The following is a 247-nucleotide window of genomic DNA, read 5'->3' as shown; positions in this document are numbered from 1 at the left end:
GGCCTGATCGCCGAAGCCGCCCGCCAGGGCAAGGTCGACTTATCCCTGGTCAGCGTGGACTCCACGACTGTCCGTGCTCACCACGACGCCGCCGGGCTGATCGTCGGCAAGAGCGTCATGGAGGCTCTCGAGGAAGCCGCCGCCGAGCAGGAACAGGCCCGGCAAAAAGGGGTCGCAATGCGGAACAGAACGGGCGTGACGGAGGAAACGAGCCCGAGCGGACCGAACGCCGACGCGTCCGCCGCCG

Annotated in this window: 1 pseudogene; it reads left to right on the top strand. The window is 68.8% G+C overall.

Annotation, left to right across the window (positions count from 1 at the left end):
- Window positions 1-247: pseudogene (locus AOQ53_RS37375) on the top strand (hypothetical protein); the annotation flags it as partial.

This window comes from Streptomyces azureus (genome assembly GCF_001270025.1).
GTDB lineage: Bacteria > Actinomycetota > Actinomycetes > Streptomycetales > Streptomycetaceae > Streptomyces > Streptomyces azureus.
This window is presented reverse-complemented; position numbering and strand designations above follow the sequence as displayed.